Raw genomic sequence first — 266 nt, forward strand, 5'->3', positions numbered from 1 at the left:
GTCGAGACGGAAGGTGGCCCCGTAATCGGCAGGCTTGCGGCCATGGATCGCGGTGACGGCATCAGCGAGATCGCATATCTCGTGGTCAGGGGCCGACATGGGGAGGGGGTCGCAAAAGAGGCGCTGGCCGCGCTGATCGACCATCTGTTCCGCACCGAAAAACGTCGCCGCATCTATGCCGATGTCGATCCGGACAATGCCGCCTCCAACCGAATCGTCGAAAAGCTCGGCTTCACGCTGGAGGGGCGGCTGCGTCAGGCCTGGAC

The 266-nt window shown here is 63.9% G+C and carries 1 protein-coding gene; it reads left to right on the forward strand.

Annotation, left to right across the window (positions count from 1 at the left end):
• Positions 1 to 42: 42 nt before the first annotated feature.
• Positions 43 to 266, forward strand: a 224-nt coding sequence (locus tag WDW90_RS39710; RefSeq protein WP_336493069.1) for a GNAT family N-acetyltransferase, incomplete at its 3' end; no start/stop codon positions are given.

This window comes from Methylobacterium nigriterrae, assembly GCF_037106235.1.
In the GTDB taxonomy this organism is placed as follows: domain Bacteria; phylum Pseudomonadota; class Alphaproteobacteria; order Rhizobiales; family Beijerinckiaceae; genus Methylobacterium; species Methylobacterium nigriterrae.